We start from the raw sequence: 26,105 nt of genomic DNA, 5'->3' as shown, positions 1-26,105 counted from the left end.
TTGTTTCAGAGTCGAAGGGCGTCGACGATCCGACGCCCCCACGAACGATCAGGTCCGCAGGGACGAACGGCTGGCCGCGACGCGGCAGCCGACCAGAAAGGAAGTCACGGCATGCAGCGACGCAGCACGGTGGCCGTCACGGGCACCCTCCTCCTGGCGCTCGGCCTCACCGCATGTGGCGGTGGGGACAACGGCGGCGGCGAGGCCACGGGGGACGCAGCCTCCGCCGACCACACCGGCGAGACCCTCACCGTCTGGATCATGGAAGGCACCAACCCCGACGGGGACGCCTTCTTCGACGAGGTCACCACCGCGTTCAAGGAAGAGACGGGCGCCGACCTCCAGATCGAGTTCCAGCCCTGGGCCAGCGCCCACGACAAGTTCACGACCTCCATCGCGGGCAACACCACGCCGGACGTCGCCGAGCTCGGCACCACCTGGACCGGTGAGTTCGCCGACGTCGGCGCGCTGTCCGACCTGACCGACAGGATCAAGGACGCGGGCCTCGAGGAGGACCTCGTGCCCGGTCTCGTCGAGTCCGCGACGCTCGACGGCGCGCAGTACGGCATGCCCTGGTACGCCGGCGTGCGCTCGGTCATCTACCGCAAGGACCTCTTCGACGCGGCCGGCATCGCGGTCCCGACGACGTGGGCAGAGCTCCAGGCCGCGGCCGAGACGCTCAAGGCCGCCAACCCCGGCCTCATCCCCTTCCCGATCGCCGGTGACTCCCAGTACGGCGCCATGCCCTTCATCTGGGGTGCGGGCGGCGACCTGGCCGTCAAGGACGGCGACACCTGGAAGTCCGAGATCAACTCCGCAGACTCCGTCAAGGGCCTCGAGTTCTACACGGGCCTCGCGACCGACGCGGGTCTGTCGACCGCGGCCGCGACGACCTGGAAGGAGACCGACCTCCTGTCGAACTTCGAGCAGGGCAACGTCGGCATGATGATCTCCGGCAGCTGGACGCCGGGCAAGATCCTCACGGACGTCCCGGACATGGCCGACAAGATCGGCGCGTTCCCCATCCCGGGTGAGACCGACGGCCTGTCGGACTCGTTCCTCGGCGGTTCGCACCTGGGCGTCTTCGCGGCCAGCGAGAAGCAGGACCTCGCGTGGGAGTTCGTCGAGATGATGACGACCGGCAAGTTCGCGCAGGAGTGGGGCAACCAGTCCGGCTACTTCCCCGGCCAGACCTCGCTCCTGGAGAAGGTCATCGAGGAGAACGACCCGCTCGTCGCGCCGTTCGCCCAGCAGATGGTCGAGGCCGGCGCCTCGGTCCCGGTGACGCCGCTCTACGGCCAGATCCAGGGCAAGAAGACGGTCGAGACGATGCTGCAGTCGATCCTCTCGGGCAGCGCCACGGTGCAGGAGGCCGCCGACACCGCGGCCGCCGACATGAACGAGACCTTCGGGTCCTGACGAGCCCATGGCAGATCTGCACTCGGTTCCCGGCGCGTCGGCCGACCAGCTGACGCGCCGGGCTCCGGCCCCGGCCCCTTCCTCCAGCCCGCGCCGCAGCGCCGGCCGACGTGGCATGCACGGTGTGCTCGGCCACAAGTCGCCGCTGCGCCCGTGGCTGCTCCTGGCCCCCGCGCTCGGCGTCCTCGGCGTCCTGCTCCTGTGGCCTCTGGCACGCGTCGTGATGATCTCGCTGCAGGACTACGGCCTGCGGCAGATCGCCTCGGGCGAGTCGAACTACATCGGTTTCGACAACTACGCCGCGATCTTCGGCGACTCGTTCCTGTGGACCGTCGTCCTGCCCAACACGATCGGCTTCGCGGTCGCGTGCGTCGTCCTCACGGTGGTCCTGGGCACGGCCGTCGCGCTGTTCCTCAACAACCTCGGCACGTTCTGGCGCACCATCTGCTCGACGGCCATCATGGTCGCCTGGGCGGTACCCGCCATCACCGGCACGTACGTGTGGATCTGGATCTTCGACCCCCTCAACGGCCTGGTCTCCTCGGTGCTCGACTCGGTCGGTCTCATCGACCCGGCGACCACGAACTGGTTCACCGAGCGCCTGAGCTTCTACGCGATCGCGACCCTCAACGTCGTGCACCACGGGTTCCCCTTCGTGGCGATCACGGTCCTCGCGGGCCTGCTGACGATCCCCAAGGAGCTGCACGAGGCCGCGATGATGGACGGCGCCACGCCCTGGCGCCGGTTCTGGACCATCACCGCACCGATCCTGCGCCCCGTCTTCGCGGTCGTCACGATCCTGTCGACCATCTGGGACTTCAAGGTCTTCACGCAGATCTACCTGATGCCCGGCGGCAACGGCGGCAACAAGGAGGTCTTCAACCTCGGCGTGTGGTCGTACATCCAGTCCTTCGCGCAGGGCAAGTACGGGATGGGCTCGGCGATCGCCGTGCTGCTCACCCTGATCCTGCTCGGGATCACCGTCGTGTACATGCGCACCCTGTTCAAGGAGGAGGAGCTGTGAGCGCCCTGACCGGTACCCCGTCCAGCACCCCGCCCACGGCCGACCGCGCGGGTCGCACGGGTCGCACGGCGGCCGCATCGATCGACGGAAACGCCCCGCGCCCCCCGCAGGTCCTGCGGGTCAAGGCACGCAAGCGCCCGCTGCCCACCGCGGGCAAGGTCGTGGGCATCGTCGCGCTGCTCGCCTTCGCGCTGTTCCCGGCGTACTGGATGTTCTCCTCGGCGATCGACCCCGAGGCCGCGACCCGTGGCGCACGGCTCCTGCCCGCAGGCGTCACGTGGGACAACTTCGTGACCGTGATCGACGACGGAGGGTTCGGCAACTACCTGCGCAACTCGATCGTCGTCGCGATCGGCGCGGTCGTGTTCTCGTCGGTGCTCGCGCTGCTCGCGGCCGTCGCGGTGAGCCGGTTCAGGTTCCGCTTCCGCAAGTCGATCCTCGTGCTCGTCCTCATGGTGCAGATGGTGCCCCTCGAGGCGCTCGTCATCCCGCTGTTCCTCCAGATGCGCACCCTCGGCATGCTCAACTCGCTCCTGGGTCTGACGATCGTCTACATCGCCTTCTCGCTGTCGTTCGCGATCTGGATGCTGCGCGGGTTCGTCGCGGCGGTCCCGGTCGAGCTCGAGGAGGCCGCGTACCTCGACGGCGCCTCGTGGGGCCGCATGTTCTGGAAGATCCTGCTGCCGCTCGTCGCCCCCGGCGTCGTCGCCACGAGCGTCTTCTCGTTCATCACCGCCTGGAACGAGTTCATCTTCGCCCTGACCTTCCTCCAGCAGTCGGCCAAGTACACCGTGCCGATCGGCCTGCAGAAGTTCTTCGGCGAGAACACGACCGACTGGGGCGCCGTCATGGCCGCCTCGACCCTCATCACGCTGCCCGTGATCGTCTTCTTCGTCCTCGTGCAGCGCAACCTGTCCTCCGGCCTGACCGCTGGGTCGGTGAAGGGATGACCACCGTGCACCACGACGCGCTGCGCGCCGTCAACGGCGTCCTGCTCCCCGGTTTCACGGGGACCGACGCCCCGGGCTGGCTCCTCGAGGCCTGCGAGGAGGGGCTCGCGGGAGTCATCTACTTCGCGTACAACACGCCCGACGTCGCCACGACCGCCCGGCTCTCGGCCCACCTCCACGAGGTGTCGCCCGACCTGCTGATCGCGATCGACGAGGAGGGCGGGGACGTCAGCCGGCTCGAGGCCGCGACCGGGTCGAGCATCCCGGGGGCGGCGGCCCTCGGGACGATCGACGACGAGGACCTGACCGAGCGGGTCGCGCTCGCGCTCGGGCGGCTGCTCGCCGCGACCGGCGTCGACCTCGACCTCGCGCCCGTGCTCGACGTCAACTCCCGGACGGAGAACCCCGTCGTGGGCGTCCGTGCGTTCGGCGCGACGCCTGCGCTCGCGTCCCGGCACGGCGCCGCGTTCGTCCAGGGACTGCACCGCGCGGGAGTCGGGGCGTGCGGCAAGCACTTCCCGGGGCACGGCGCGACCGACGTGGACTCGCACCTGTCGCTGCCCGTGGTCGACGACTCGCTCGCCACGATCCGTGAGCGCGACCTGCCGCCGTTCGTGCGGGCCTTCGAGCCCGACGTCGACCTCGACTCGATCATGACCGCGCACCTGCTGGTGCCCGCGATCGGTCCTCGACCCGTGTCGCTCGAGCCCGCTGCCGCCCTCGTGGCGCGCGAGCTCGGCTTCGACGGCCCCATCATCACCGACGCCCTCGACATGGGCGCGGTCACGGGCGGCGACGGGATCGGCGAGGTCGCGGTCCAGGCGATCGAGGGCGGCGCGGACCTGCTGTGCCTGGGCACGACGGTCGGTCGCGACGACGAGGCGCTGTTCCGTCAGGCGCAGACCGCGCTCCTCGCCGCGGTCGAGGAGGGCAGGGTCACGGTCGAGCGCCTCCGTGAGTCCGCAGCCCGCACCGCACGCACGGTCCGCCGGGTGCGCGAGCTCCAGGCTGCTGCCGGCACGACCTGCGGTCCCGTGGAGGCGACGGCCGCGCTCGAGGCGCTCGCCGTCGTCGGGCAGGAGGCCGCCGAGCGTGCCGTGCACGTCCACGGTCCCGCCACGCACCTCGACCCGTCCGGCCCCGCGCCCGAGGTCGTCGACCTGCGCCAGCGGTTCGACCACGCCGCCGGGCGCACCGCCCAGCACGTCCAGACCGCGATCCTCGGGGCCTTCCCTGACACGACCCTCCACGCCTTCTCCGACCAGGCCGGGTGGGAGGACGCGCTCGCCGCGGTCTCGGCACGGCAGGCGGACGGCCCGACCCGCCCGCTGGTCGTCGTCACGCGCGAGCCCGTCCCGGGCAGCCGCGAGGCAGGCATGCTCGACGCCCTGCGCGCCGCCCGGCCCGACCTCGTCGCGGTCCACACCGGCTTCCCCGACGCCGTCCCCGCCTGGTTCGGGGACCAGACCACCGTGGTCGTCGCCTGCGGCACCGGACGCGCGAACGCGCGCGCCGCCGTCGGGCAGCTGACCGCGCTCACCTCGGAGGTGACCCGATGATCGTCCTCGGCCTGTCCTCCGGCACGTCGGTCGACGCGATCGACGCGGCCGCCGCCGACTTCCATCTCGGCCCCGACGGGGTCCTGCGCATGCGCCCCCTCGGGCACACCGAGTACGAGTGGCCCGCCGCGCTGCGCGAACGCATCCTCAAGGCGCTGCCGCCCGCCGCCGTCGACATGGGCGAGGTCACGCAGCTCGACACGCTCATCGGGCAGGAGTTCGGCCGCGCCGGACGCCAGGCCATCGACGACGTCGCCGGTGGCGACGTCGACCTCGTCGCCTCGCACGGGCAGACGCTCTACCACTGGGTCGTCGGCGCCCGCGCGCACGGCAGCCTCCAGCTTGGCAACGCCGCCTGGATCGCCGAGCGCACCAAGCGACCCGTCATCAGCGACTTCCGCGTCGCCGACATCGCCGCAGGCGGCCAGGGCGCGCCCCTCGTGAGCGTCCTCGACGCCCTGTGGCTCGGCCGCGACCCGCAGTCGCCCGACGGCGCGCCGGCCGGGCTGAGCGCAGCGCTCAACATCGGCGGGATCGCTAACGTCACCCTCGTCGGCGAGGTCGAGGCGCCCGTGACCGGGTGGGACACCGGACCCGGCAACTGCCTCATCGACCTGGCGGCCCGCGAGCTCACGGGCGAACCGTTCGACCGCGACGGCGCCCTGGGCGCCGCCGGGACCGTCGACCAGGCCGCGCTGCGCGCCCTGCTCGACGACCCCTACTTCGCGGCCAAGGCCCCCAAGTCGACCGGCCGCGAGCTGTTCGACGCGACCTACGTGCCGCGCAAGCTCGCGTCCGTGCGCCCCGACCTCACGGGCCCCGACCTCGTCGCGACCCTCACCGAGCTCACCGCGGTCACCATCGCGGAAGGGCTGCTCACCGTGGCCCAGTCGATCCCCACCGACCGACGCAGCGCAGGCGACACCGCCTCGGCACCCCAGCGCGAGGTGCGTCGCGTCGTCGTCTCGGGCGGCGGCGCGCACAACCCGACGCTGCTCGCGCGGCTCCGCGCCTACCTGCCAGGCGGCTGCGAGCTCCTCACGGCCGACCAGCTCGGGATGCCCATCGACGCCAAGGAGGCGTACCTCTTCGCGCTCCTCGGCTTCCTGTCGGCGCACGGGGTCGCCGGCACCGCCAAGGGAGTCCAGCGCCGCCGCTCGACCGGGGCGCGCCGCGCCGCGGTCCTCGGCTCGCTCACCCCACCCACCCCGCTCGTCTGGCCCGCGTTCACCGGGCCCATCCGCCGGCTCGTGCTGGCCAACACCCCGTTCGGGCTCGCCCCGATGCCGAAGGGAACACACCGATGACCGACACCCGCCCCGCCAGCCGCGCGGAACTCTCGGCCGGGCAGGCCTCCGCCGCCGAGGACTGGCAGGAGGTGCTCCGTCTCGCGTCGCCGACCGAGGAGCGCAACCCGCGCACCACGGACATCGACCTGCTGCCCACGGCCGAGGTCGTGCGCCGCATCACCGACGAGGACGCGGGAGTCGCCGACGCCGTGCGCGCCCAGTCGGACCACATCACCGCGGCCGTCGACCTGGCGGTGGCGGCGCTGCGCGGCGGGGGCAAGGTCCACTACTTCGGGTCCGGCACGTCAGGACGCCTCGGCGTCCTCGACGCGGTCGAGCTCCTGCCCACCTACGGCGTGGGGGACGAGTGGTTCGAGGCGCACCTCGCCGGTGGGGCCGGCGCCATGATGCTCGCGGTCGAGGGAGCCGAGGACGACGTCGAGCTCGGACGGCGCGACGCCGACGAGGTCCGGGCCGGGGACCTGGTCGTGGGCCTCGCGGCCAGCGGCCGCACCCCCTACGTGGGCGGTGCGTTCGACGTCGCCGCCGAGCGAGGCGCCGCGACCGTGCTCGTGAGCGCCAACCCCCAGGCACGCCTGGCCTCGCGCGTCGACGTCGCGATCCTCCTCGACACGGGCCCCGAGGTCGTCACGGGCTCGACCCGCATGAAGGCCGCCACCGCGCAGAAGCTCGTGCTCAACACCTTCTCGACCGCGACCATGATCCGGCTCGGCAAGACGTACTCGAACCTCATGATCGACGTCCGCCCGACCAACCAGAAGCTCCGCGCCCGCATCGTGCGCATGCTCGTGCAGGCCACGGGCCTCGACACCGACGAGTGCGAGCAAGTCCTCGCACGGGCGGGCGGCGAGATCCACGTCGCGCTCGTGATGCTGCTCGCGGGCGTCGGCGTCGACGAGGCCCGCGAGGCGTTGCGCGGGGCCGGGGCGCCCGGCGTGCGTCGCGCGCTCGAGCTGCTGGGGGCCTGAGCGCGCGGTGGGCCGAGCGTCGCGGCCACCGCGCGGCGTCCCTACCGGTCGCTCGTGCCGGCGCCCGAAACAGGCGCCGCCGGAGCGGGCAGCGCCGCTGCGACCAGCGACTGCAGCTCGGCCACGATTCTGTCGGCGGGTGAGACGCCGAGCTCGATAGAGACGATGTCGGCGCGCACACGAGACACCCGTACGACCGCCCCGGCGTCGCCCAGCGCGAACGTGTTGATCTGGACACGTACGAGCTGGCTGGCCCGGTCCGTGAGGTAACCGAAGGTCGAGGTGATCAACGACGACCCCCGCTGGCCGACAGCCGAGTACTCGCCGATCGGACTCACCTGGAACCCCTCCCGAGCCACGGTCGCGTAGGCGATGTCCCGGGCCGTGACGGGGTGGGCGGAGGTCGGGATGTCGAGAGGGGGAAGCATCGTGCTCCGTTCGTGGGGTCGCGTGCCCCGTCGCGGGCGAAAGGGCCGGGCTCGAGCACGACGAGTATGGCGGCCCGCCACCTTCCGCCGGCGCGGTGCCCGACGGGCGGGCAGGCGCGCCTCAGCCGACCGGGGGGCGCGCCCCGAACACCGCGGTCCCCACGCGCACGATCGTCGCTCCCTCGGCGATCGCCGCCTCGAGGTCTCCGCTCATACCCATCGACAGCTCGCGCGCCTCTCCCGTCCCCGGGGCGCCGCTCGCGAGCACCTCGTCACGTATCCGGCGCAGCCGCTCGAACCCGGCGCGCACCAGCGCGGTGTCGGGAGAGTTCGCCCCGATCGTCATGAACCCCGTGAGGCGAAGACCCTCCAGGGCGGCGACCTGACGGGAGAGGAGCGCGGCGTCGTCGGGCCCCACCCCCGCCTTGGACGCCTCTCCCGACACGTTGACCTGGACCATGACGTCGAGCGTGCGGCCCTCGCGCGCGCAGCGGCTCGCGAGCGCCTCCGCGAGCGCGAGCGAGTCGACCGACTCGACACCCGTGGCCGTCGCGAGGACCTGGTTGACCTTGTTGCGCTGCAGGTGCCCGATCATGTGGACCCGCACCGAGCCGTCCGCGACCAGGTCGGCGAGGTCGGGTGCCTTGGCGACGAGCTCCTGGACGCGGTTCTCGCCGATCAGCGTCGCGCCCGCGGCGACGACCGCGCGCACCGCCGCGGGGCCTTGCGTCTTGGTCGCCACGAGCAGCTGCACCTCGTCGGGTGCCCGGCCGGCGGCGAGCGCCGCCGCGTCGATGCGGGCGTGGACCGCGGCGTAGCGGTCGGCGACGGTGCGGAGCGTGTCGAGGGGGGCGTCGTGGGGGGAAGGCACGGGAGCAGTCTAGTTTCGGGGCCCGTCGCCCGGGCCGCGGCGTCCGCTGCCCGACGGCGTCGCGCACCAGCGGCGCACGGCCGGCCGGCGGGGGACCGGGTTGGGCTGCGGCGTCGACCGTGGGGGAGAATCGGGGCATGAACACGATCCTGAACGTCATCTGGCTGATCTTCGCGGGCCTGTGGCTCGCGATCGGGTACGTCGTGGCGGGGATCGTCTGCTGCGTCCTCATCGTCACCATCCCGTTCGGGATCGCGAGCTTCCGCATTGCGGGCTACGCGCTGTGGCCCTTCGGGCGCACGGTCGTCGACAAGCCCACGGCCGGGGCGTTCTCCACGATCGGCAACGTGATCTGGGTGATCGTCGCGGGGATCTGGCTCGCGATCGGGCACGTGGTCACCTCGATCCCGCTGTTCGTCTCGATCATCGGCATCCCGCTGGGCATCGCGAACCTCAAGATGATCCCGATCTCGCTGCTGCCGCTCGGCAAGCAGATCGTGCCGACGAACGCGCGCTTCGGCGCCTGACGCGTCAGGATCGGGTGGGGACCGCCGAGGGCGACCCTGACGGATGCCGAGGGTGACCGCAACCGACGCCGACGGCGACCGCACGTGACGACGACAGGGGAGCCATGCGCGACGGGATCCGGGACGTGGGCCCGCGTCTGGGGCTGAGCCTGCGACGGACCTGGTGGCGCGTCCGCGACTACGCCTGCGTGCTGCGCTGGCAGGCGACCGGTCTCGTGTCCCGGGTGGGTCCCGACGACCTCCGCCACCCCGACCGGCCTGTCGGGCCACCCGTCGTCCTCGTGCCCGGGGTGTACGAGTCCTGGCACTTCCTCCTGCCGCTGGCCACCCTGCTGCACGACCACGGGGTCGCAGTCCACGTCCTCCCAGAGCTCCGGGACAACCGGCGCCCCGTCGCGGACGGAGCCGTCCTCCTCGCGCGGTACCTCCGGGAGCAGGACCTGCACGACGTCGTCGTCGTCGCGCACAGCAAGGGCGGGCTCATCGGCAAGCTCGCCATGGTGCGCGAGAGCCCGGGCCGGATCGCGTCGATGATCGCGATCAACACGCCGTTCGCGGGCTCCGTCTACGCGCGCTGGTTCGTCGCGCCGGCCGTCCGGGCGTTCATCCCGAGCGACGCGACGATCGTGGCCCTGGCGGCCGAGCGCGCCGTCAACGCACGCATCACCTCGGTGCACAGCCGCTGGGACCCGCACATCCCCGCCGGCAGCACGCTCGACGGCGCGCACGACGTCGTCCTCGACACCCCCGGGCACTTCCGGCCGCTCGCCGACCCACGACTCCACGCGCTCCTGGTCGAGCAGATCGTCGGACCGCGTCCGACCTGACGTCCTGATGTGCTGGCCGCCGACGTCGACGTCGACGTGCCGACGGTGTCAGCCTGGCTAGCTGCGCGGCAGCTGCAGGACGCGCGTCAGGCCGGGGGAGTCCGGGTCGTCGACGATCTCTACCCCGTCCAGCCAGGACCCGATCACGTGCGCGAGCTCGCCGGGATGGCTGAAGTTGATCGCGTGCGCGGCGCCCTCGATGAGGGCGACCGTGGTCAGGTCCCCCGCCAGTCGGCCGACCTCCCGGACCCGGGCAGGTGGTGGCATGAGCGGGTCTCTGCTCCCGACGACGGCGAGCGTCGGCACCGTCGAGGTGATGATGCGCTCCAGCGAGGGGAAGCGGGTGAGCTCGCTGAACAGGTTGAACGTGTTGACGGGCCCGAACCGCAGGTAGTCCGGGACCGCGAGCCGTGCCATCCTCGGGCTCTCGCGGGGACCGTCGAGCGCGAGCTGGCCGACGGCGCGTGCGAGCCCCTGGTTGTGGCGGCCCCCGGCGGGCGACACGAGCACCAAGCGGTCCACCCGTTCCGGCGCGCTGTGCGCGATCTCGAGGCTGACCGGGCAGCCCATCGAGTTGCCCACCAGCACGACCTTCTCGAGTCCCAGGGCGTCGAGGATGCGGATCAGGGCGTGCGCGAGCCCAGGGATGCCGAGGGTGTAGTCCCACCGTTCGCTCCGGCCGTGCCCCGGCAGGTCGGGGACGAGGTTCGTGGCCCGTGCGGCCAAGACCTCGGCCGTGGGCAGGAGGGACGAGCCGGAGATCCCGAAGCCGTGCACGTGGACGATCGGCAGGGCGTCGGGGACCTCGGGACTGCGCCGGTAGAACACGCGGTGCCCGTCGATCTCCGCCGTGTCCTCGGTCCATCCGGCGGTGTTCGCGGCCATGAGCCGATCGTGGCACTGCGGGTCCGGTGGGGCCACCGGTGCGGTGATCCGCTTGCTGGGTGCGCTGGTCGCGTCTCAGGGCAGCATCTCGGCAGGCCCGGTGGTTCCGGCGGGGCGTTCTGGGCCGAGACCACTGCGTGGGTCACGGCACGTACAGTGGCTTCGGCCGTTCCCGCCCCCTACCTGTCGGAGGTCCCTGTTGCCCGTCCACGTGCCAGCAGCACCGGTGGCACCCACCGACGACGCGTCGGCGGACCCCGCATGAGCGAGGTCCGCATCGGCCGCTGCGAGCAGTGCGGCGGCGACGTGCAGTGGCTGCCGTGCTATGACGGACGCCGTCGGGCCTTCGCGCTCGACGAGGTCCGCAGCGTGCACGCGGGGGACGAGGTGCGCTGGTTCCTGACGTCGAACCGGGGGGCGGTGCCGGGTACGCAGCTCGCGTACAAGGCGACGATGCCGTTCCGGGTCCGGCACGTGTGCCAGCGCCAGCCCCTGGGGTACGGCACGGGGGGCGAGGACGGTATCGACAAGGCCAAGGCGTTGCGCTCGGCGCCGCAGGTGCGCGAGTTCCAGGTCCGTCCGCCGTACCGGTTCGGGTACCGCTGGGAGTCGGAGTGGGGGCACATCGTGCACCCGGACCGGGCTCTGTGCGGCGCCAAGGTGATCGGCGAGATGACGCCGCGCGAGTCCGCGCGCCTGCCGACCATGCCCATGTGCAAGGAGTGCGTCGTGCGGTACCGTCGCCGCCACCCGCAGGACCAGGTCCGCCGCTCGACCGACCAGTCCTGAGGCGCCGAGCCGTTCCCGACGAACCCGCCAGTCCCGACGAAGGAGCCCCGTGCCGCCCTACGACCTCGATCACCGGCTCGTCGTCGGTGTCTCCTCGAGCGCCTTGTTCGACCTGTCCGACTCGCAGCGCGTCTTCGACGAGCAGGGGATCGACGCGTACCGCGCGTACCAGGACGAGCACCTGGACCGGACGCTGCGCCCCGGGGTCGCGTTCGAGTTCGTCCAGCGCCTCCTGAGCCTCAACGACCTGTCGCCCAGCGCGCAGGACCCGCTCGTCGAGGTCTTCGTCCTGTCGAAGAACGACCCGACGACGGGCCTGCGCGTCATGAGCTCGGTCGCGGCGCACGGGTTGCCGATCAGCCGGTCGATCTTCACGCAGGGCCTCGCGCCGTACGCGTACATCCCGGCGCTCAACATCTCGCTCTTCCTGTCGGGGGACGCGCGCGACGTCCGGACGGCGACCCTGCTGGGTCACCCGGCCGGGCAGGTCCTGGGGAGCGCCGCCGTCGGGCACGTCGCCGCAGCGGGCCCGACGGCGGAGCGCACGCCCGGTGTGCCCGTCGCCTCGGGTGAGAGCCCGGGCGAGGACTCGGACGGCGCGGCCGACGACGGCGCCCTGCGCGTGGCCTTCGACTTCGACGGCGTGCTCGCCGACGACAGCGCCGAGCGCATCTTCCAGTCGGACGGTCTCGAGCAGTTCCACCGGTACGAGAGCGCGCGCAAGGTCACCGAGCACCACGCGGGGCCGATCCTGCCCTTCCTGCGGGCGCTGAGCACGATCCAGCGCCGCGAGGAGGAGCGGGTGGTCGAGGACCCGACGTACCGCCCCCGGGTGCGCGTCTCGATCGTCACGGCGCGCAGCGCGCCCTCGCACGAGCGGGCCGTGAACACGCTGCGCTCGTGGGGCGTCACGGTCAACGACGCGTTCTTCATGGGCGGCGCCGACAAGGGGCGCGTGCTGCGGGTCCTGCGCCCGCACATCTTCTTCGACGACCAGCGCGGGCACCTCGACCCGGTGGCGCGCGAGGTCGCGAGCGTCCTGGTGCCGTACGGCGTGACGAACGAGGAGGTGCCGGTGGCGGCCGTTCCGGTCGAGCCGGGCCCCGACGGCGGAGCTCCCGCGCCCGCGCCCGCGCCGGCCCCGGTTCCTGCCCCGGCCGGCTGAGGCGGGTCGCCGTGCCGTTCGTCGCGCCGCTGCCCGGGGACCGGGACCGTTGGGTCCCCGCCGCGACGGTCGACCTGCGCCAGCTGCCGGTGTCCGGTCGGTGGAAGGTCTGGTTCGAGGTCCTCACCCCGTTCGGGTACACCTCTCGTCGCGCCGACGAGCAGAGCCCGACCGGCCCTGTGTGGCGCAGGGCGTCGATCGAGCAGACCGTCCCGGCGGGCCTCGTGACCGACCTCGCGTCGGTGCCCATGCCGCTGTGGGGCGTGATCGCGAGCTACGGGCGTCAGACGCTGCCCGCGATCCTGCACGATGCGACGTCGCGGGCGCTCGCGGACTCCGACGTACCGCCGAGCGGTCGGCGGGCCGCGCGACGCGATGCCGACCGTCTCTTCCGGGAGACCCTGCGCGAGACCGGCACGGGCCCGGTCCGGCGGTGGCTCATGTGGGCTGCGGTCCGGATCTTCGGGAGCCTGCCGGTCGCGGTCGTGTTCCTGCTCGCGGTCGTCGCCGGGCTCGTCGCGCTCGGCCTGGTGGTCGCGGGCGCGCTGACCGGGGGGACGGCCGGGCCCTGGCTCGTGGGTGCACTGGTCGTGACCGCGGTCGCGCTGGTCGTGCTGCTCGCCCAGGCGACGTGGGCCGGGGTCGAGAGTCGCCAGGGCGGTGCCGAGCGCTGGGTGCCTGCGGCGGTCGGCAGCATGCTCGGCGCGGTCGGGACCGGTCTCGTCGCGTTGCCGCTCCTGCTCCCGCTGATCGTGCTCACGTTCGTGACCGAGCTCGTCGTGGGGTTGGGGGAGGGCGGCCGTGCGGGTGTCCGGGCGCAGGACGCCCCGGCCGGCGGGGGTGCGGCGGAGCACCTCCCGACCACCCGCATCACGTACCCGGCGACCGGGTGAAGTCTCGCCCGGCGGGCTCTCGGGGGCACCGCACCCACCGGCCCCGCGCGCCACGCCCGTAGGCTGCGCTCGTGCCCTCCGCCGCCCGACCCGCCGTGCGCCCCCTCGACGACGGAGCGAGGTCCAGCCTGGTGCTCCCCGCGGCCCGCACGGTCCGCACGCACCTGCCCACCTACCTCCTGACCGTCGTCCTCCTCCAGGTCGTCACGGGCCTGGTCGTCGTCCCGCTCCTGGTGTGGCTGTTCGACCAGGCGCTGGCGGTCGCGGGCGTCCCCTCGTTCACGCACCTCGACGTGGTGCGGGTCCTGTCGAGCCCGGGCGCGGTGCTCCTGCTGGTGCTGCTGGCTCTGGTCGCCTCGGTCGTGGTCCTCGTCCAGCAGGGGGCCTTCCTCGCGATCGGCGTGCGCGTACGGGCGGGGGAGCCGGTCTCGGCGCGCGCCGTCGCGCACGACCTCGCCCGCGCGAGCCGCCGGCTCCTCGGGCCTCAGCTCGTGCTGTTCGTCGGGTACTTCTTCGTGCTCGTCCCGGTGGGCGGGTTCGGCATGGCGGCGTTCCTCGTGCGGGGCATCGCGATCCCGGACTTCGTCGTGGGGGAGCTCCTCAAGTTCGAGGGTGGCCTGTACGTCTACCTCGCGTTCCTCGCGGGAGTCCTGTTCCTCAACCTGCGCCTGGTGCTGACGCTCGCGATCCTGCTGACCTCGGACGTGTCCGTCGCCGGGGCCATGGGCGAGAGCTGGCGCGCGACCCGGCGGTCGTGGCCGCGCCTCCTCGGCGTCTTCGCCGTCGTGGGTCTCGCGGTGCTCGTGGTCGCCGCGGGGGTCGTGACGCTCGCGCTGGTCCCCACGCGGGTCGCGGACCTCCACACCCCGGGCCTCGCGCCCGTCGTCGCGGGGGCGACGCTCACGGTCGTGCAGGTGGCCGGGTTCGTGCTCGCGGGGTTCGTCACGGCGCTCCTCACACAGGTCGTGGTCGCGGTCGCGGCGGAGCACCGGGCGCCGCTGCCCGACGGCGCCGCTCGGGCCGGGACCGTCGCGCCCGCGACGGAGGTGGTCGTCCCGTCCGCCGGGGCAGGACCAGGGGGGCCCGCAGGAGACACCGCAGGGGCGGTGCGCGGGTCGGCGAGCGTTCCGCCGGTCCTGCGCCGCGGCCGGGCGGGCCGGCCGCGCGCGGTGGGTGCCGTCGTCGGGCTGGCTGCCGTGCTGGCGCTCCTGGCCGTCACGGTGGCCAACACCCGGGCCATGACCACGCTCGCGCGGGAGGAGCCCGGTGCGGTGGTCGCGCACCGGGGCGACCCGGGCGGCGGCGTCGAGAACTCGATCGCGTCGCTCGAGTCGGCCGCGGCGCTCGGCGCGGACTACGTCGAGCTCGACGTGCTCCAGGCTGCCGATGGCGGGCTAGTCGTCTTCCACGACCTGACCCTGCGGCGGCTCGCGGGCTCCGACCGTGCCGTGCACACCATGACGCTCGACGAGCTGACCGCGACCACGATCCGCCAGGGCGGGTTCGAGGCGAGGATCCCGTCGCTCGAAGAGTTCGTCGAGCGGGCCCGCGAGCTCGACGTGCCGCTCCTGGTCGAGCTCAAGGCGCACGGCCACGAGACCCCGACGTTCGTCGCGGACGTCGTCTCGCTCCTCCGGGCGCAGGGCGTCGCCGACGAGTACCTGGTCCAGTCGATCTACCCCGAGCAGGCCGCCGAGGTGCGGGCGCTCGGCCCCGAGATCACCGTCGGCCACGTCGTCCCGTTCCTGCGCGGAGCGCTCGGCGGCCTGCCGGTCGACTTCGTCGCGATCGAGCAGTCCTCCGACTCCGACCGCGTGCGCGCCGAGGCTCGCGCGGCCGGGATCGACGTCTACGTCTGGACCGTCAACGACCCCGCCGCGATGCGCGCCCAGCTGCGCAGCGGCGTCGACGGCATCATCACGAGCAGCCCGCGCCGTGCCGTAGCCGAGCGCGCCGTGGTGCGCGACGACACGGCGCTGTCCACGCGGCTCGAGGACGAGCTGCGCGACGCGCTCGCGTGGTGACGGTCGGCCTCCGCGGACAGGTCTCAGGACTCGGTGGTCGATGGGTCGGTGGTCAGGTAGACCGGCATGTAGTCGTCGATCGTGAGCCGCCACAGGCCTGGTGCGCCCGCGGGCACGGGGAGGCAGACATTGCCCGAGACGGACTCGTCCGTGGACATGAACCCCTTGCCCGTCAGGCCGTCGGGCACGACGCCGCACCGGCCGTCGAAGACCGCCCCCGTTCCGTCGACCAGCTCCAGGGTGATGGACTGCGGCGCGCTCGCCTCGAGCGAGGGGCCGAAGTACGTCGCGTGGACGGGGACGATCCAGTACTCCATGCCGTCGGCGGGCGGCACGTTGACATCGTCGTGCGCGAGGACCTCGGCCGTCGCCTCGTAGGGTGCGTCGAGCAGGACCGACCACTCCTCGGTGTAGACCTCGTCCGAGAGGAGCCAGGGGTCCTCGACCGTGCCACCGTCGCGGCCCGCGACGTCTTGGTCGCCGTAGGTGTCCCACGACTCCTCGTCGGGTGCCGGTCCCAGGGGCCACGGGTCGGCCGCCGCTTCCGCGCCCGCGAAGAGCTCGTTGCCCGCCACCACGGCCAGGGTCACGCCGGTCGCGCCGACGCCCCCGATCACCAGGCCCGCGACCCCCGCGAGCACGCCGACCAGGACGCGTGAGGGCCCCGTCCTCCCACCGGGGGCGGGAGCTCCTGGGACGGCCGGGGGGTTCGCGTACGGAGACGCGGCCGGCGCAGGGTGCGAGGCACCGTGACCCGGGCCGTACGCGCCGCCGTCCCCGTGCTGCGGGGCTGGTGGGTACGCGGCGTACGGGTTGCGTGCCGCAGCCCCGGCCGGGGCGGCCGTCCCGGGGCCGGGGTACGCCGTCGCCACGGGGTACCCCGCGGCTGGTGGAGCCGTCGTGGCGGGGCTCGCCGGCGGGACGGGCGACGGGGCCGTCGGGGAGGCGGGACCGGGTGCTCCCGCGCCGGAGTGCTGGTTCGGCGACGACGAGGGCGGGGCGAAGAGGTCACTCACGAAGGCTCCACGGGGCGACGGGACCGGACGGTCCAGGAAGGGTGTCGCTCGGCAGCTCGCGCGCCGTGCGGGTGGATCATCGCACCCGCCGGACCGGGCGCGCCAGTGGCATCTGCGCAGTTCAGCCGGTGTTCTGTGCGCTCGAGAACGGGGTTGAGGTCGTCATCCCCTCGATGACGACCTCAACCCCGTTCTCGACCTCCGCCGGCAGCGGGCGGTGGTCGACCTCCGCCGGCAGCGGCCGGCGCTCAGGTGGTCAGCCCTCGCGCGGCCCGTCCACGGGCGACCCGACCAGGAACTGCGAGTACGCCCCGATGGTCAGGAACGTCGGGAAGTCCTCGGCGAGGGCGACGGCGCGGAACACGTGCGCGGCGTCGTCGACCCGGTTGCCCTCGCCGCGCGGCAGGTCGTCGACGACCTCGGCGAGCAGCGCCTCGACGCGGGCCCGCGTGATGGGCACGCCGTTGTCGGTGCGCGTCCCGGACGCGATCCACTGCCACACCTGCGAGCGGGAGATCTCGGCCGTCGCGGCGTCCTCCATGAGGTGGTCGATCGCCGCGGCGCCCACGCCGCGCAGCCACGACTCGATGTACCGGACGCCGACCGAGACGTTGGACCGCAGCCCGGCCGCGGTGACCGTCGCGCCCGCACGGCGCACCGACCCGATGTCGAGCAGCTCGTGCTGCCCCACGCTCACGTCGTCGCGCCGGCGCGAGACCTGGTGCGGCCGGTCGCCCAGCACGGCGTCGAACTCGGCGCGCGCCGCGGGGATGAGGTCGGGGTGCGCGACCCAGGTGCCGTCGAACCCGTCGCCGGCCTCGCGACGCTTGTCCGCACGCACCTGCTCGAACGCCTTCTCGGTCACGTCCGGGCGGCGGCGGTCGGGGATGAACGCGCTCATGCCGCCGATCGCGTGCGCCCCGCGCCGGTGGCACGTCGCGACGAGGAGCTCGGTGTAGGCCCGCATGAACGGGGCGGTCATGGGCACCTGCGAGCGGTCGGGCAGGACGTACTGGTCGCCGCGCGTGCGGAACGACTTGATGACGGAGAACAGGTAGTCCCAGCGGCCCGCGTTGAGCCCCGCGCAGTGGTCGCGCAGCTCGTGCAGGATCTCCTCCATCTCGAACGCGGCGGGCAGGGTCTCGACGAGCACGGTCGCGCGGATCGTGCCCTGCTCGATCCCCAGGTACTCCTGCGCGAACACGAACACGTCGTTCCAGACGCGCGCCTCGCGGTAGCCCTCGAGCTTGGGCAGGTAGAAGTAGGGTCCGCGGCCACGCTCGACGAGCTCGCGCGCGTTGTGGAAGAAGTACAGCCCGAAGTCCACGAGCGACGCCGACGCCGAGACCGCCACGCCCGCGCGGTCGACGTAGCGCAGGTGCTTCTCGATCAGGTGCCACCCGCGGGGCCGGAACACGATGGTCGGCAGGTCGGTCAGCTCGGTCGAGCGCAGCGCGTACTCCTTGCCCTCGGGAGAGGTGAACGCGAGCGTGCCGCGGATCGCGTCGTGGAGCGCGAGCTGGCCCTCGATCACGTTGCGCCACGTGGGCGACGACGCGTCCTCCTGGTCGGCGAGCCACACCTTGGCGCCCGAGTTGAGGGCGTTGATCGCCATCTTGGGGTCGGTGGGTCCGGTGATCTCGACGCGGCGGTCCTCGAGCCCGGGGGCGCCGTGCGAGCCGGCGACCTGCCACGACGGGTCGTCGCGCACGGGCCGGGTGGCGGCGCGGAAGTCCGGGTCGATCCCGTCGGCCACGTCCTGGCGGCGCTGCTGGCGGTCCATGAGCAGCCCGTGGCGGGCGGCCAGGAAGCGGTCGTGCAGCGCGGTGAGGAAGTCGAGGGCGCCCGGGGTCAGGATCTCGCGGTAGCGCTCGCCGAGGGGCCCGGTGACGTCCAGGGTGCCCGACGGCGTCGCGCGGGTAGGGCTGTCGACTCGCCCGTCGTGGTGGCCCGGCTGGGGGCCGGGGTGCTGACCGGACGAGGTGCGTGACGTCGTCGGGCCGGAGGAGTGGGTGCTGAGCGTGCTGGCGGTGCTGGGCATGGCATGGCTCCGATGGTCTGTGCCGCGAGGCGGAGGGGAGTCGTCGGGGTAGAGGGAGCCCTCTACCCCGACGCGGGACCTCCACCTCGGCGAGGCGGGGCGGGGCTTAGTGGAACTGGGCGGTCTCGGTGGACCCGGCGAGCGCGAGGGTGGCGCTGTCGGGGTTGAGAGCCGTGGCGACGCGGTCGAAGTAGCCGGTGCCGACCTCCCGCTGGTGGCGGGTGGCCGTGTAGCCGTCGGACTCGGAGGCGAACTCGGCCTCCTGGAGCTCGACGTAGGCGCTCATCGCGCGGTCGTTGTAGCCGCGGGCGAGCTCGAACATGGAGTGGGACACGGCGTGGAAGCCGGCCAGGGTGATGAACTGGAACGCGTAGCCCATCGCGGCGAGCTCCTTCTGGAAGCTCGCGATCTGGGCGTCGTCGAGGTGCTTCTTCCAGTTGAACGACGGCGAGCAGTTGTACGCGAGCTTCTTGTCGGGGTACTGCGCGTGGACGACCTCGGCGAACCGGCGGGCCAGCTCGAGGTCGGGCTCTCCCGTCTCGACCCAGATGAGGTCGGCGTAGGGGGCGTAGGCCAGGCCGCGCGAGATGACCGTGTCGATGCCAGGACGCGTCCGGTAGAAGCCCTCGGCCGTGCGCTCGCCCGTGAGGAACTCCTGGTCGCGCGGGTCGACGTCGGACGTGATGAGGTCGGCGGCGAGCGCGTCGGTGCGGGCGATGATGACGGTCGGGACCCCGGCGACATCCGCGGCGAGGCGGGCCGCGTTGAGGGTGCGGATGTGCTGCGCGGTCGGGACGAGGACCTTGCCGCCCAGGTGGCCGCACTTCTTCTCGGACGCGAGCTGGTCCTCCCAGTGCACGCCTGCGGCCCCTGCCTCGATCATCGAGTGCATGAGCTCGTAGGCGTTGAGGGGACCGCCGAAGCCGGCCTCGGCGTCGGCGACGATGGGGGCGATCCAGTCGCGCTCGGGCGTCTGCCCGGCGGGCGATCCGGACCGCTCTGAGGTCTCGATCTGGTCGGCGCGCAGCAGCGCGTTGTTGATGCGGCGCACGACGGCCGGCACCGAGTTCGCGGGGTAGAGCGACTGGTCGGGGTACGTCTGGCCCGACAGGTTGGCGTCGGCCGCGACCTGCCAGCCCGACAGGTAGATGGCCTTGAGGCCCGCGCGGACCTGCTGCACGGCCTGGTTGCCGGTCATGGCGCCGAGCGCGGCGACCCACTCCTCGGTGTGGATGAGGTCCCACAGCTTCTCGGCGCCGCGGCGGGCCAGGGTCCGCTCCTCGCGCACCGAGCCGCGCAGGGCGACGACGTCCTCGGCCGTGTAGTCGCGCTGCACGTCGGACCAGCGGGGGTCGGTCGCCCAGGACAGGGCGAGGTCGGCGGCGGTCTGGCGCTGGTCGCCGGGCCGTGAAGGCGTGTGCCCGGTGGTGTGGCCGGACGGTGCGACGGAGGCCGTGACGTCCTCGGTCCGGGAGGTCGCGGACGCCCGGGGCGTGGCGTACTCGTTCTCGGAGCGGCGGCTGATGATGGGCGGGGTGGTCACGGGGTGCCTCCAGAGCTTCGTTGCGTGCGGTGGTACTCGTTCCGGCTCGCCGCCCGGATGAGCGGTGGCCGTGGAACGACCTTCCTTCGCCGCGCAAGGGGTCCACAAGGACTTCTTCGGTAGAAGAAATGCACTTCTTCTGTTGTGCGCAAGGAGTGGCGTGTGTCACCCTCAGTCATGGCATCTGACGCGCAGTCAGCACAGAAGTTCCTCGGACGCCACGGCGGGGCGCCGCCGGGCGCCGCGATGCCCGTCGAGGACGAGGCCGACGCCCTGACGATCGGCCGTCGCGTCCGGCACCTGCGGACCGAGCGGGGCATGACGCTCGACGAGCTCGGGGCCGCGATAGGCCGGGCGCCCTCGCAGGTCTCCGTGATCGAGAACGGGCGCCGCGAGCCCAAGTTCTCCCAGCTCCAGGCCATCGCCCGGGCGCTCGGGGCGAGCGTCGAGGACCTGCTCTCGGCCGAGCCGCCCACGCGCCGCGCAGCCCTCGAGATCGAGCTCGAACGTGCCCAGCGCGGCCCTCTGTTCGCCTCGCTCGGGCTCGGCGCGGTGCGGGTCGGCAAGTCGCTCCCGAGCGACGCCCTCGAGGCGATCGTCGGCCTCCAGCGCGAGCTCGAGCGCCTGCACACCGAGCGGGCCGCGACCCCCGAGGAGGCCCGCCGCGCGAACACCGAGCTCCGCGCGACCATGCGCGCCCAGGACAACCACTTCCCCGAGCTCGAGACGACCGCGCGCGAGCTGCTCGACGGCGTCGGGCACGCGCGCGGTCCCATGTCGCAGCGCGTGGCCGCTGACCTCGCGACGCACCTGGGGTTCTCGCTGCACTACGTGCACGACCTGCCGCACTCGACCCGCTCGGTCATCGACCTGCGGCACCACCGCGTGTACCTGCCGAGCACGGGCACGCGCGCGTCGAGCGACCCGCGCTCGGCCCTGCTCCAGGCGCTCGCGTCGCACGTGCTGGGCCACCACGAGCCGCGCGACTACGGCGAGTTCCTGCGCCAGCGCGTCGAGGCCAACTACCTGTCGGCCGCGCTCCTGCTGCCCGAGCGCGACGCCGTCAAGCTCCTCAAGGAGGCCAAGGACGCACGCGAGATCTCGGTCGAGGACCTCCGCGACGCGTTCTCGGTGTCGTACGAGACCGCGGCCCACCGGTTCACGAACCTCGCCACGACCCACCTCGGCGTGCCCGTGCACTTCATGAAGATCCACGAGTCGGGGATCATCCACAAGGCGTACGAGAACGACGGCGTGCGCTTCCCCGCGGACCCCCTCGGGGCCGTCGAGGGGCAGTACGTGTGCCGCAACTGGACCGCGCGCACGGTGTTCGCGGTCGAGGACCGGCTGAGCCCGTTCAGCCAGTACACCGACACCCCGACGGGCACCTACTGGTGCACGTCGCGGGTCCAGGACTCCGACGACGGCCAGTTCTCGGTGAGCGTGGGCGTGCCGTTCGGGCACGTCAAGTGGTTCCGCGGGCGCGAGACGACCGAGCGCACGGTCTCGCGCTGCCCCGACGAGTCGTGCTGCCGTCGCCCGCCCGAAGCCCTGACCGAGCGCTGGGCGGACCGGTCGTGGCCGAGCGCGCGCCCGCACGCGAGCATGCTCGCCGCGATGCCGGTCGGGGCGTTCCCGGGCGTGGACCAGACCGAGGTGTTCCGCTTCCTGGAGTCTCACGCCCCGGCGCTGCGCTAGCGGTCAGTTCCCAGGCGGGGGAAGACCGGTGTCGGGTGGCCCACGCGGTCAGGTCCGGAGGCCTCGGCGACCTGCGGGGAGCCGAGCTGCTCGCGCAGGCGCGCGGCGCCGTCGGGCACGAACGGCGAGAGCTCGACCGCGACGACCCGGCACGCCTCGACGAGCCGTGCGAGGACCTGGTCGAGGCGCCCGCCCGCGTCCTGGTTCCCGGTGCGCTCGCGGGCCGCGAGCTCCCACGGCTTCTCCGCGTTCACGTACCGGTTGGCCGCGTCGACGACGCGCCGGACGGCCCCGGTCGCGGCTCGCAGGTCGGCGTCGGCGAGGGCCGCGTCCACGGCCGTCCCCACCTGCCCGACGGCGGCGCTCAGCTCGTCGGGGTCCGTCGCCCGGGCGCGCGGGATCGCGGGCACGGCGCCGCCGCGGAACCGGTGCACGAGCGTGAGCGTGCGGTTGACCAGGTTCCCCACGCCGTGCGCGAGCTCGTCGTCGTGCCGCGCGACGAGTCGCTCGGTCGTGAACTCGGCGTCGCCCAGGAGCGGGACCTCGCGCGCGAACCACCACCGCAGGGCGTCGGTGCCGAACGCGTCCACGAGCCCGACGGGGTGCACCGCGGTGCCCGCCGACTTGGCGAGCTTGGCGCCACCGGCCGTGACGTAGTCGTGCACGTGGATCGTGGTGGGCAGCGGCTCGCCCGCCGAGAGCAGGAGCCCGAGCCAGTAGACCGCGTGGAAGCGCGTGATGCCCTTGCCGATCACGTGCACGCGCTCGTCGCCGCCGGACCACCAGGTGCGGTAGTCGTCCGCTGCTCCCGGGGCGGCGGGGCCCGCACCGTAGCCCAGCGCCGTGACGTAGTTGGTCAGCGCGTCCCACCACACGTAGACGACCTGCGACGGGTCCCCGGGGACCGGGATGCCCCAGCCGTCCGAGCGGGTCGCGGGACGCGAGACGCTGAAGTCCTCGAGCCCCGCGTCGAGGAACGCGAGCACCTCGTTGCGCTTGGCGGCCGGGTTGATGCGCACGCGCCCCGACGTGATCACCTCGCAGATCGCGTCGGTGTGGCGCGACAGCCGGAAGAACCAGTTCTCCTCGACCACCCGCTCGGGCAGCGGCAGGTGCTCGGGGCAGCGGCCCGACGCGTCGAGCTCGTCGGGGGAGTAGAACTGCTCGCAGCCCGCGCAGTACAGGCCCTCGTAGGAACGCCGGTAGAAGTCCCCCGCCTCGGCGCAGCGCCGCCACAGCGCCTCGACGCCGGGGCGGTGCCGGGGGTCGGTCGACGTCGACAGGAAGTCGTCCGTGGACAGGGACAGCGCCGGGCGCAGCGCGCGGAAGTCCTCGACGTGCTCGGCGACGAACGCCCCGACCTCGCGACCCGCGGCGCGGGCGGCGCTGACGTTCTTGAGGGCGTGGTCGTCGGTGCCCGTGAGGAAGCGTGTCGGGCGTCCGCGCAGGCGAGCGTGCCGGGCCAGGACGTCGGTCTGGACGAGCTCGAGCGCGTGGCCGAGGTGCGGGTCGCCGTTGACGTAGGGGATGGCGGTCGTGACGTAGAAGGTGGGCCGGGCGGGCGTGCCGGCGGGGGAGGTCTGGGCGGTCATGGCGGGAGTCCTCTCAGGGACGCACCCTCGACGGGTGCGGTGGCGCCTCGACCGCACCAGGCCCGGACACACGAAAGGCCTCGCTGCGGCGAGGCCTTGGGTGGTGGAGCGCGTCAGCGCATCACGAAGGGCCCCGGGTGGGGCGCATCATGACGGTCGACGAGCTACTCATGCGTCGACCCTAGCAGCGGCGGAGGACGGGCCCGCAACCCGGTGAACCCGGACTCCGGCAGGTGCTCCTGCCGCCGTCGAGCGTCGGCACCGGGCGGGGCGAGCGCGTGCGAGCCGTCCCGGGCCGTGCCTACGGTGGCGGGTCCGCAGGCTCCGGACGCCACGAGCGACCGGAGGCGCCACCGGACCGACCACCGACACCCCGACCGAAGGGATCACCCATGAGCGCGCGACGAACCCCCGACCAGGAGCCCCCGGCGGACGTGAGCCCCACGGGCGTGCCCGCCGACCAGAAGGACCCGGACCCCCGCGCCCAGCAGGGCGACCGGCTGACGACGGCCCAGGGGCTGCGGGTCCACGACACCGACCATTCGCTCAAGGCCGGACCGCGCGGCCCGGTCCTGCTCGAGGACCACCACCTGCGCGAGAAGATCACGCACTTCGACCACGAGCGGATCCCGGAGCGGGTCGTGCACGCGCGGGGCGCGGCCGCCCACGGTGTCTTCACCTCGTACGGCAACGCGTCCGCGATCACCAAGGCGGGCTTCCTGTCGCAGGAGGGCAAGGAGACCGAGGTCTTCGTCCGCTTCTCGACCGTCGCGGGGTCGAGGGGCTCGGCGGACACCGTGCGCGACGTCCGGGGCTTCTCGACCAAGTTCTACACCGACGAGGGTGTGTACGACCTGGTCGGCAACGTGATCCCGGTGTTCTTCGTCCAGGACGCGATCAAGTTCCCGGACCTGATTCATGCGGTCAAGCCGCACCCGGACCGTGAGATCCCGCAGGCGCAGAGCGCGCACGACACGTTCTGGGACTTCGTGTCCCGGCACACCGAGGCCCAGCACACGACCATGTGGGTCATGTCGCCGCGCGGGCTCGCGGCGTCCTACCGGACGACCGAGGGGTTCGGCGTCCACACCTTCCGCATGGAGAACGCGGCGGGCGAGACCTCGCTGGTCAAGCTCCACTGGAAGCCCGTGGCGGGAGTGCACAACATGGTCTGGGAGGAGGCGCAGCTCGCGGCGGGCTTCGACCCCGACTTCCACCGTCGTGACCTGGCCGACGCGATCGAGGCGGGCGCGTTCCCCGAGTGGGAGCTGGGGCTGCAGGTCATGCCGGACACCCCGGACGAGATGTTCATGGGCATCGACCTCCTCGACCCGACGAAGATCGTGCCCGAGGAGCTGTGCCCGGTGCAGAAGGTGGGCCGGCTGCGGCTCACGGCGAACCCGTCGAACTACTTCGCCGAGACCGAGCAGGTGGCGTTCCACCCGGGCCACCTGGTGCCCGGGATCCAGATCACGAACGACCCTCTGCTCCAGGGGCGCCTGTTCTCCTACCTGGACACGCAGCTCAGCCGCCTGGGCGGACCGAACTTCGCGCAGCTCCCGATCAACCGCCCGCACGCCCCGGTCGACGACATGCTGCGCGACGGGATGCACCAGACGGCGGTGCACGAGGGGTTGGGGACGTACCAGCCGAACACGATGGCGGACGGCCTCCCGGCCGTGTGTCCCGTGAGCGACCCGGGCGTCTACGTGACGCTGCCGACCCCGGTGTCGGGCGAGAAGGTCCGGGAGAACCCGGTGTCGTTCGCCGACCACTTCACGCAGCCCCGGATGTTCTGGAACTCGCTCACGCCCATCGAGCAGACCCAGACCGTGGCGGCCTACACCTTCGAGCTCGGCAAGTGCCAGGACGAGCAGGTGCGCGTGCACCAGCTGCGCGCCCTGGCGAAGATCGACGCCGACCTGGTCGCGCGTGTCGCGGCGGGCCTGGGCCTGCCGGTCCCCGAGGGCGAGCCTGGCGACGGTCGTGACGGCGCGGGAGAAGGGCCGGGGGCGGGGGAGTCCGACGGCATCACGCGGTCTGCCGCGATCTCGGAGGTCAGCGACGTCCCCGGCCCGATCGCGGGGAGGAACGTCGGCGTGTTCGTCGGCGAGGACCTGGTCGACGGCCTTCGTGCGGTCCGGGAGCGGATCGGCGCCGAGCAGGCGCTCGTCAAGGTCGTCGCCGCACGCGGTGGCGTGGTGGGCTCGGGGGCCGACGAGCAGAAGGTCGACCGCACCGCGGCGACCGTCCGCTCGATCGAGCTCGACGCGGTCGTGGTCGCGGACGGCATGGCCGGGTCTGCGCTCGGGACCCACCCGCGGACGCGGACCGTGCTGGAGGAGGCCTTCCGCCACGGCAAGGCGATCGCGGCCTGGGGCGACGGCGTCGACGTCCTGGTCGCGGCCGGGATCGACACCGAGGCCGAAGGAGTTCTCACGGCCGACGAGCTGTCGGACGGCCTGCTCGACGACCTCGTCGACGCCGTCGGCCTGCACCGTGCGTGGGGCCGGCTCTCGGCGTTGGACGCCGCGGGCACCCAGGCCTGGTAGCCGTCCCGCTCGTCCGCCCGACGG

The 26,105-nt window shown here is 73.0% G+C and carries 21 protein-coding genes; 14 read left to right on the top strand and 7 right to left on the bottom strand.

Annotated features, from left to right (window positions below):
- Positions 1-111: 111 nt before the first annotated feature.
- From JOD48_RS14140 to JOD48_RS14115, 6 genes are all read left to right on the top strand, one after another.
- A complete protein-coding gene (locus tag JOD48_RS14140; RefSeq protein WP_204809585.1) occupies positions 112-1,419 on the top strand; it encodes a sugar ABC transporter substrate-binding protein in 1,308 nt (435 codons plus the stop codon).
- A gap of 7 nt (positions 1,420-1,426) precedes the next feature.
- A complete protein-coding gene (locus JOD48_RS14135; protein ID WP_372440744.1) occupies positions 1,427-2,443 on the top strand; it encodes a carbohydrate ABC transporter permease in 1,017 nt (338 codons plus the stop codon).
- Positions 2,444-2,583: 140 nt separating this feature from the next.
- The gene (locus JOD48_RS14130; protein WP_225226517.1) at positions 2,584-3,393 is read left to right on the top strand and encodes a carbohydrate ABC transporter permease; all 810 of its coding nucleotides are present in this window, start codon (positions 2,584-2,586) and stop codon (positions 3,391-3,393) included.
- The gene (locus JOD48_RS14125) at positions 3,390-4,952 is read left to right on the top strand and encodes a glycoside hydrolase family 3 N-terminal domain-containing protein (RefSeq protein ID WP_191788743.1); all 1,563 of its coding nucleotides are present in this window, start codon (positions 3,390-3,392) and stop codon (positions 4,950-4,952) included. Before JOD48_RS14130 ends, JOD48_RS14125 begins: the two co-directional genes overlap by 4 nt.
- Positions 4,949-6,259, top strand: coding sequence for an anhydro-N-acetylmuramic acid kinase (locus tag JOD48_RS14120; protein WP_191788744.1), 1,311 nt, complete (start codon positions 4,949-4,951; stop codon positions 6,257-6,259). Before JOD48_RS14125 ends, JOD48_RS14120 begins: the two co-directional genes overlap by 4 nt.
- Positions 6,256-7,230 (top strand): N-acetylmuramic acid 6-phosphate etherase, encoded by a 975-nt coding sequence (locus tag JOD48_RS14115; RefSeq protein WP_191788745.1) that lies wholly within the window; start codon positions 6,256-6,258, stop codon positions 7,228-7,230. The genes JOD48_RS14120 and JOD48_RS14115 overlap by 4 nt, the downstream gene beginning before the upstream one ends.
- Before the next feature lie 41 nt (positions 7,231-7,271).
- On the opposite strand, the gene JOD48_RS14110 is transcribed toward JOD48_RS14115, so the two are convergent.
- Together JOD48_RS14110 and JOD48_RS14105 are read right to left on the bottom strand one after the other, a co-directional pair.
- Positions 7,272-7,658 (bottom strand): hypothetical protein, encoded by a 387-nt coding sequence (locus tag JOD48_RS14110; RefSeq protein ID WP_204809584.1) that lies wholly within the window; start codon positions 7,656-7,658, stop codon positions 7,272-7,274.
- A 121-nt stretch (positions 7,659-7,779) separates the two neighbouring features.
- Positions 7,780-8,529, bottom strand: coding sequence for a YggS family pyridoxal phosphate-dependent enzyme (locus JOD48_RS14105; protein ID WP_204809583.1), 750 nt, complete (start codon positions 8,527-8,529; stop codon positions 7,780-7,782).
- Positions 8,530-8,666: 137 nt separating this feature from the next.
- On the opposite strand from JOD48_RS14105, the gene JOD48_RS14100 reads away from it, so the two are divergent.
- Entirely contained in the window at positions 8,667-9,056 is a 390-nt protein-coding gene (locus JOD48_RS14100; RefSeq protein ID WP_191788748.1) for a YccF domain-containing protein, read from the top strand.
- Between the two features lie 104 nt (positions 9,057-9,160).
- A complete protein-coding gene (locus JOD48_RS14095; protein ID WP_191788749.1) occupies positions 9,161-9,883 on the top strand; it encodes an alpha/beta hydrolase family protein in 723 nt (240 codons plus the stop codon).
- 57 nt (positions 9,884-9,940) lie between these two features.
- Here JOD48_RS14095 and JOD48_RS14090 read toward each other — a convergent pair whose 3' ends face one another.
- Positions 9,941-10,768 (bottom strand): alpha/beta fold hydrolase, encoded by an 828-nt coding sequence (locus JOD48_RS14090; RefSeq protein ID WP_204809582.1) that lies wholly within the window; start codon positions 10,766-10,768, stop codon positions 9,941-9,943.
- A gap of 261 nt (positions 10,769-11,029) precedes the next feature.
- On the opposite strand from JOD48_RS14090, the gene JOD48_RS14085 reads away from it, so the two are divergent.
- The 4 genes from JOD48_RS14085 to JOD48_RS14070 all read left to right on the top strand — a co-directional run bounded on the left by JOD48_RS14085 (position 11,030) and on the right by JOD48_RS14070 (position 15,639).
- Positions 11,030-11,557 (top strand): hypothetical protein, encoded by a 528-nt coding sequence (locus tag JOD48_RS14085; RefSeq protein WP_204809581.1) that lies wholly within the window; start codon positions 11,030-11,032, stop codon positions 11,555-11,557.
- A gap of 49 nt (positions 11,558-11,606) precedes the next feature.
- Positions 11,607-12,722 (top strand): 5'-nucleotidase, encoded by a 1,116-nt coding sequence (locus JOD48_RS14080; protein WP_204809580.1) that lies wholly within the window; start codon positions 11,607-11,609, stop codon positions 12,720-12,722.
- Positions 12,723-12,733: 11 nt separating this feature from the next.
- Positions 12,734-13,615, top strand: a complete 882-nt coding sequence (locus tag JOD48_RS14075; protein WP_204809579.1) for a DUF1353 domain-containing protein — start codon at positions 12,734-12,736, stop codon at positions 13,613-13,615.
- A gap of 71 nt (positions 13,616-13,686) precedes the next feature.
- A complete protein-coding gene (locus tag JOD48_RS14070; protein ID WP_204809578.1) occupies positions 13,687-15,639 on the top strand; it encodes a glycerophosphodiester phosphodiesterase in 1,953 nt (650 codons plus the stop codon).
- A 23-nt stretch (positions 15,640-15,662) separates the two neighbouring features.
- Here the strand turns inward: JOD48_RS14070 and JOD48_RS14065 are convergent, their stop codons facing one another.
- The 3 genes from JOD48_RS14065 to aceA all read right to left on the bottom strand — a co-directional run bounded on the left by JOD48_RS14065 (position 15,663) and on the right by aceA (position 20,065).
- Positions 15,663-16,655: a hypothetical protein gene (locus JOD48_RS14065; RefSeq protein ID WP_204809577.1), complete on the bottom strand. Its 993-nt coding sequence runs from the start codon at positions 16,653-16,655 to the stop codon at positions 15,663-15,665.
- Positions 16,656-16,911: 256 nt separating this feature from the next.
- A complete protein-coding gene (gene aceB, locus JOD48_RS14060; RefSeq protein WP_204809576.1) occupies positions 16,912-18,696 on the bottom strand; it encodes a malate synthase A in 1,785 nt (594 codons plus the stop codon).
- Positions 18,697-18,802: 106 nt separating this feature from the next.
- Positions 18,803-20,065 (bottom strand): isocitrate lyase, encoded by a 1,263-nt coding sequence (gene aceA / locus JOD48_RS14055; RefSeq protein ID WP_225226523.1) that lies wholly within the window; start codon positions 20,063-20,065, stop codon positions 18,803-18,805.
- A 420-nt stretch (positions 20,066-20,485) separates the two neighbouring features.
- Between aceA and JOD48_RS14050 the strand changes: the two genes are divergently transcribed.
- Positions 20,486-21,937, top strand: a complete 1,452-nt coding sequence (locus tag JOD48_RS14050; RefSeq protein WP_239528002.1) for a helix-turn-helix domain-containing protein — start codon at positions 20,486-20,488, stop codon at positions 21,935-21,937.
- Here JOD48_RS14050 and JOD48_RS14045 read toward each other — a convergent pair.
- Positions 21,934-23,529, bottom strand: a complete 1,596-nt coding sequence (locus JOD48_RS14045; protein WP_204809574.1) for a methionine--tRNA ligase — start codon at positions 23,527-23,529, stop codon at positions 21,934-21,936. The genes JOD48_RS14050 and JOD48_RS14045 overlap by 4 nt on opposite strands.
- Before the next feature lie 392 nt (positions 23,530-23,921).
- Between JOD48_RS14045 and JOD48_RS14040 the strand changes: the two genes are divergently transcribed.
- Complete coding sequence (locus JOD48_RS14040; RefSeq protein WP_191788773.1) at positions 23,922-26,081, top strand: catalase; 2,160 nt, start codon at positions 23,922-23,924, stop codon at positions 26,079-26,081.
- Positions 26,082-26,105: the final 24 nt, after the last annotated feature.

The organism is Oerskovia paurometabola, from assembly GCF_016907365.1.
GTDB lineage: Bacteria > Actinomycetota > Actinomycetes > Actinomycetales > Cellulomonadaceae > Oerskovia > Oerskovia paurometabola.
This window is presented reverse-complemented; position numbering and strand designations above follow the sequence as displayed.

What these genes read in the sequence shown, in the direction of transcription:
- JOD48_RS14140 (WP_204809585.1), top strand. Translation starts at nt 112, where the DNA reads ATGCAGCGACGCAGCACGGTGGCCGTCACGGGCACCCTCCTCCTGGCG.
- JOD48_RS14135 (WP_372440744.1), top strand. Translation starts at nt 1,427, where the DNA reads ATGGCAGATCTGCACTCGGTTCCCGGCGCGTCGGCCGACCAGCTGACG.
- JOD48_RS14125 (WP_191788743.1), top strand. Translation starts at nt 3,390, where the DNA reads ATGACCACCGTGCACCACGACGCGCTGCGCGCCGTCAACGGCGTCCTG.
- JOD48_RS14120 (WP_191788744.1), top strand. Translation starts at nt 4,949, where the DNA reads ATGATCGTCCTCGGCCTGTCCTCCGGCACGTCGGTCGACGCGATCGAC.
- JOD48_RS14115 (WP_191788745.1), top strand. Translation starts at nt 6,256, where the DNA reads ATGACCGACACCCGCCCCGCCAGCCGCGCGGAACTCTCGGCCGGGCAG.
- JOD48_RS14110 (WP_204809584.1), bottom strand. Translation starts at nt 7,658, where the DNA reads ATGCTTCCCCCTCTCGACATCCCGACCTCCGCCCACCCCGTCACGGCC.
- JOD48_RS14100 (WP_191788748.1), top strand. Translation starts at nt 8,667, where the DNA reads ATGAACACGATCCTGAACGTCATCTGGCTGATCTTCGCGGGCCTGTGG.
- JOD48_RS14095 (WP_191788749.1), top strand. Translation starts at nt 9,161, where the DNA reads ATGCGCGACGGGATCCGGGACGTGGGCCCGCGTCTGGGGCTGAGCCTG.
- JOD48_RS14090 (WP_204809582.1), bottom strand. Translation starts at nt 10,768, where the DNA reads ATGGCCGCGAACACCGCCGGATGGACCGAGGACACGGCGGAGATCGAC.
- JOD48_RS14085 (WP_204809581.1), top strand. Translation starts at nt 11,030, where the DNA reads ATGAGCGAGGTCCGCATCGGCCGCTGCGAGCAGTGCGGCGGCGACGTG.
- aceB (WP_204809576.1), bottom strand. Translation starts at nt 18,696, where the DNA reads ATGCCCAGCACCGCCAGCACGCTCAGCACCCACTCCTCCGGCCCGACG.
- JOD48_RS14050 (WP_239528002.1), top strand. Translation starts at nt 20,486, where the DNA reads ATGCCCGTCGAGGACGAGGCCGACGCCCTGACGATCGGCCGTCGCGTC.
- JOD48_RS14045 (WP_204809574.1), bottom strand. Translation starts at nt 23,529, where the DNA reads ATGACCGCCCAGACCTCCCCCGCCGGCACGCCCGCCCGGCCCACCTTC.
- JOD48_RS14040 (WP_191788773.1), top strand. Translation starts at nt 23,922, where the DNA reads ATGAGCGCGCGACGAACCCCCGACCAGGAGCCCCCGGCGGACGTGAGC.